This is a genomic window from Algoriphagus sp. (genome assembly GCF_029254265.1).
GTDB lineage: Bacteria > Bacteroidota > Bacteroidia > Cytophagales > Cyclobacteriaceae > Algoriphagus.
Window position 1 is genome coordinate 1 of sequence record NZ_JAQWXX010000037.1, and the last position, 4,545, is coordinate 4,545.

General features: G+C 40.5%; 7 protein-coding genes. 5 read left to right on the top strand and 2 right to left on the bottom strand.

Annotated elements, in window-relative coordinates; translation table 11 throughout:
* Positions 1–330 precede the first annotated feature (330 nt).
* Together P8O16_RS04790 and aroQ are read right to left on the bottom strand one after the other, a co-directional pair.
* On the bottom strand, positions 331–1,386 hold the full coding sequence (locus P8O16_RS04790) for an aminotransferase class V-fold PLP-dependent enzyme (protein ID WP_300311423.1): 1,056 nt from the start codon (positions 1,384–1,386) through the stop codon (positions 331–333).
* Positions 1,387–1,397: 11 nt separating this feature from the next.
* Positions 1,398–1,811 (bottom strand): type II 3-dehydroquinate dehydratase, encoded by a 414-nt coding sequence (aroQ, locus tag P8O16_RS04795; RefSeq protein ID WP_300311425.1) that lies wholly within the window; start codon positions 1,809–1,811, stop codon positions 1,398–1,400.
* Between the two features lie 129 nt (positions 1,812–1,940).
* Here aroQ and xerD point away from each other — a divergent pair, with 129 nt between their 5' ends.
* The 5 genes from xerD to P8O16_RS04815 are packed head-to-tail and all read left to right on the top strand — an operon-like array spanning position 1,941 to position 4,319.
* The gene (xerD, locus tag P8O16_RS04800) at positions 1,941–2,846 is read left to right on the top strand and encodes a site-specific tyrosine recombinase XerD (RefSeq protein WP_300311427.1); all 906 of its coding nucleotides are present in this window, start codon (positions 1,941–1,943) and stop codon (positions 2,844–2,846) included.
* Positions 2,847–2,900: 54 nt separating this feature from the next.
* The gene (locus P8O16_RS04805) at positions 2,901–3,134 is read left to right on the top strand and encodes a hypothetical protein (RefSeq protein ID WP_300311429.1); all 234 of its coding nucleotides are present in this window, start codon (positions 2,901–2,903) and stop codon (positions 3,132–3,134) included.
* On the top strand, positions 3,122–3,430 hold the full coding sequence (locus P8O16_RS20530) for a type II toxin-antitoxin system RelE/ParE family toxin (RefSeq protein WP_367182798.1): 309 nt from the start codon (positions 3,122–3,124) through the stop codon (positions 3,428–3,430). Before P8O16_RS04805 ends, P8O16_RS20530 begins: the two co-directional genes overlap by 13 nt.
* Before the next feature lie 19 nt (positions 3,431–3,449).
* Entirely contained in the window at positions 3,450–3,656 is a 207-nt protein-coding gene (locus P8O16_RS04810) for a hypothetical protein (RefSeq protein WP_300311431.1), read from the top strand.
* A gap of 21 nt (positions 3,657–3,677) precedes the next feature.
* Positions 3,678–4,319: a hypothetical protein gene (locus P8O16_RS04815; protein ID WP_300311433.1), complete on the top strand. Its 642-nt coding sequence runs from the start codon at positions 3,678–3,680 to the stop codon at positions 4,317–4,319.
* The last annotated feature ends 226 nt before the right edge of the window (positions 4,320–4,545 follow it).

The window sequence follows — 4,545 nt, forward strand, 5'->3', positions numbered from 1 at the left end:
TCTACCAATTTACGCTTGAATTCTTCAGAATACTTCCGGTATGGATTGATCCTTTTTCCCGTTTTTAGCATTTTTCAAGTAGCTTTAAAACGGTCAACCTATATCAGGGAATGACAAAAGTGGTGAATGATTAATACCCCCTTACCGGAAAAGGCAAATCAATTTAATCAGTGGTATTTAAACCCTAAAGCGTTTATGTACGAAGCCAGCGTTGGCACAATTTTTCAATTTTCAAATCTTTTAATTTTAGAATTATATCCTTTGTGTTCTCAGCGGTGAAAAAAATTGAAAAACCTTCGAGGTCTTGGAGACCTCAAAGGTTGATAATGGTTAATACTTACTCAAAAACTCAATCAATCGATCCATCTCCGCATTGGTGATCGCAGGGAAATTAGCGATTCGGAAAGAGGTAGGCTTCAGAGGACCATAGCCACTGCCCAGTTCCATTCCGGCAGCTTTTGCTTCATTCTTCACTTTGGTGATCACCTCTTCAGGACCTGTCACCCCCATTACTGTGGTGCTTCGAGTAGCATCATTGGTCACCAGCATTCGAAGGGATTTCGTCTTTGCAATGCAGTTTTCAAGTTTGTGCATGCGCTCTCGAAGATTGGCATCGATGTGCTGAATTTCAGGCATATCTCTCAAAACACGATTAAGCAGATAGATCCCAAGGACATTTGGCGTGTAGTGGGTTTGATAGCCTCTCGCATTTTCGATCATAAAATTCAAGCTATTGTAGCGACCGATTTCTCCTTTGCGCTCCGTTTTTTCAATTGCTTTTGGAGAAAGAATGAGGATCCCCAAACCAGCCGGAAGCCCAAAGCATTTCTGCACCGAAGCATACCAAATATCTGCCAACGAGAAGTCAAACTCAATTCCTGCCATGGATGAGGTCGTATCCACCGCAATCATTTTCTCGGGAAATTTTTCTTTGATTGCTTCTATCACAGTCATCGGAACTTGAGAGGCATTTGCAGTCTCATTTTGCGTCAATGCGATTAGATCAAATTCTTCCTGGATTTCCAGATTTTCCACATCGATTTCTTGATTTGCTTCGATTTTCATCCCTTTACTGGCAGGGATAATATGCTGTGCAAAGCCAATCCATTTCTTTCCGAATGAACCGGAGTAAATATGAAAACTGGCTGATTCAACAATGGATTGAGAGATAATTTCCCAATTTTCAGTCGCTGAAGAAGTAAATAAAAGGGAGTAATCCTCCGGCATATGCAGCTTCTGCCGCATCAGGGATTCGGTCTCCTGATACAACTTCATAAAAGGCCCGCTGCGGTGATTTGCACTTAGGATTCCTTCATTAAAAGCATCTTGTAAATAGGTAGGAAGGGCATCATAAACTTTGGATGGCCCGGGAGCAAAAGTCAACATAGGTCTGAGAATTAAAGGAAATATTGGATGCCGAGTGCGTAGCCTTTCAAGCCTAAACCTGAAATCATCCCTACGCAGGATTTGGAAATGATACTTTTATGGCGAAACTCTTCCCGCTTGTAAATATTCGAAATATGCACCTCAAGTGTCGGGGTAGTTACTCCGGCAATTGCATCCGAAATCGCAACCGAAGTATGCGTGAAGCCTCCAGCATTCAATAGAATCGCATCATAAGAAAAACCAACTTCATGAATCTTATTGATCAGTTCTCCCTCCACATTACTTTGATAATAATGGATGTCATGCTCAGGAAATTGGCTTTTCAAGTCTTCTAGATAATCCTCAAAAGAGGTGCTGCCATAAACTTCCGGTTCGCGCTTCCCAAGTAGATTGAGATTGGGGCCGTTGATGATCTGGATTTTCAAAGCAAATTTTGGTTAGTAATTTGTACTTAAAGGTAATTGGTTTCTCATTGACAAGTTAAAACCTTTCAACATTTGAACCTTCCAACTTTACAACCTAATTTTCCAATATTTCCATTTTTAAATCTTTCAATGAATAAAACCTGGCAAAACCATATCAAACAATTCAGGCACTACCTCAAGCTGGAGCGTTCCTTGAGCGAAAACTCTATCGAGGCTTACACTCGGGATGTGGAGAAGTTAGCTGGTTTTTCAGAGCAGAATTTTCCTGAGAAAAGCCCCTTGGAATTGGAATTAGAGCATCTGCGTCGCTTTGTCAATGCGCTGGCCCAACTCGAAATCTCAGATTACACTCAAGCTCGGATCATTTCAGGCGTCAAAGCTTTCTACAAATACTTGATATATGAGGATCATATTTCGGAGGATCCTTCCCAACTCTTGGAAGCACCAAAACTCGGAAGAAAACTTCCGGACACCTTGAGCTTCATTGAAATCGAACAACTACTGGAAGCTATCCCACTTGGTGAACCTGAAGGCCACCGCAACAGGGCGATGTTGGAAATGCTTTACAGCTCAGGACTTCGGGTTTCCGAGCTCACCGAACTCAAGAATGGTCAAATCTTCGAAGATATTGGGTTTCTTCGGGTCGTGGGTAAAGGAAATAAAGAGCGCTTGGTGCCCATAGGAAAGGATGCATTGCGCTATTTGAAAATTTATCAGGAGGAAGTTCGGGTGCACCAAACCATAGCCAAGGGGCATGAGGAATTTGTTTTTCTGAATCGCAGAGGCAAAAAACTTACCCGAGTGATGATTTTTCTGATCATCAAAAAAACCGCAGAGCAAGCCGGAATTAACAAGAATATCAGCCCACATACCTTCCGACATTCCTTTGCCACACATCTGATTGAAGGTGGTGCGGACTTGAGGGCCGTTCAGGAAATGCTCGGCCATGAAAGCATCACCACCACGGAGATTTACACCCATTTGGATCGGGATTACCTGAGGCAGGTGCTGACGGATTTTCATCCGAGGAAGTGAAAAAAGAATAGAATTTTGAGTTATATTTAGAACTACAGTTTGACAATAAAAACTATGAATGCACTCGGTAAAATTAAGTCTCGCCTCATCGATAGAATTCAGGTTTCTGAAAATGAAAAGCTCCTACAAGCTATAGAAACGCTTCTATCTTCGAGTCAATCTGAGGAAAATCTTCATTTAAATTCCTTTCAAATCGAAATGTTAAAGATGAGTCAAAAAGATATTGACAAAGGAGATCTTATTTCTGAAAAAGAATTGGAATCTAAAGATGAAAAATGGATGAAATAGAAATTTTTTGGACAAAAACAGCCGTTAGGCAAAGAGATTCCATTTTTGATTATTGGAACGGTCGTAACAAAAGCAAGTCTTATTCTAAAAAATTAAATCTTCAAATCCGAAGTCGAATCGCTATAGTAAAAAAAAATCCAGAGATCGGAAAAAGGACAGATTTCCTCGATTCAAGAGTAATTTTTCTTGGCCATTATGCGATTATTTACCAGCTAAATCTTCCCGAAATAATTGTCATTGGATTTTGGGATACTAGGCGGGACCCAGAGAAACTTTTAGCATTATTGAAAACTTAAAAAAACCCTAACAATAGATATGATATTTACTAAACGCCAAAAATTAATGCTTCGCCTGCTTTTCCAGAGCTTCTCGGGAGTATTTATTGGTGGGTGTTTCAAAATCATGGACAATCCCAACTCAGATTTGATTCTTGGGTTTGCTATTCTTTTTCAACTCATAGCAGTCGTGGGTCTGGCTAGCAATTGGTCAAGAAAATTGACCATTTCAGAATCCAAAGCCTAATTCTCAATTCCGAATAGAAAATTGAAAAAAATACTATTTATCCTCGCACTTGTAGGGTTTTTGGCCTCTTGTTCTTCTACGAAAATATACCCTCGGATAAAATGCCACATCTGCCTAAGCAAAACCGATGGAATACTCCTACTTCCATTAAACTGGCAAGAAAGCTTCAGACAGCTTTCTATTTCTGATCAAAATCGTCTCGAAGCCATGATTCTGGAAATCTTTAGAGAAGAAGGATTTACGAATGTGGCGCTGTATGATCAGATGGACTATGAATTGCTAAAGGCAGGAATTAAAGATGTAAATGATCCGATTCAGCGTGCAAACATCAACCTGGAACTGGGAATACCCTATCTTCTGGGTCTCAGTCTAGGCGAATTACGCTGGACAGGGAATTGGGAAAATAGCGATCCCTCAGACCTAGCGTCTTCCACCTATTGGGAAAATGACACACAGATCAGCAATTCCCTAAGAATTGCGCTTATGGAAACCGCTACCGGTGAAATTATTTCTGATTATGCGGTAAATACCACTATCGATGGTCTTCCCATTCCTTTGGGTGACGGGGAAAGCATGAGTTTGAATTTCGCCTCACTTTCCAAAGCCGTCAGCATCAGCACCCGAAAAGGAATCAAAAACTTAGTCAATGATTGCGAATGCTAAACGATCTAGGATTTGCAAGATGATTAAAGGACCAAGACACTTTTATTAATTCAGATCTTAAAATTGGATTTCCTCCCATTCTCTAATCTCTAATTCTCTAATCTCCCATGTCATTCCCTGATATAGGTTGACCGTTTTAAAGCTACTTGAAAAATGCTAAAAACGGGAAAAAGGATCAATCCATACCGGAAGTATTCTGAAGAATTCAAGCGTAAATTGGTAGATG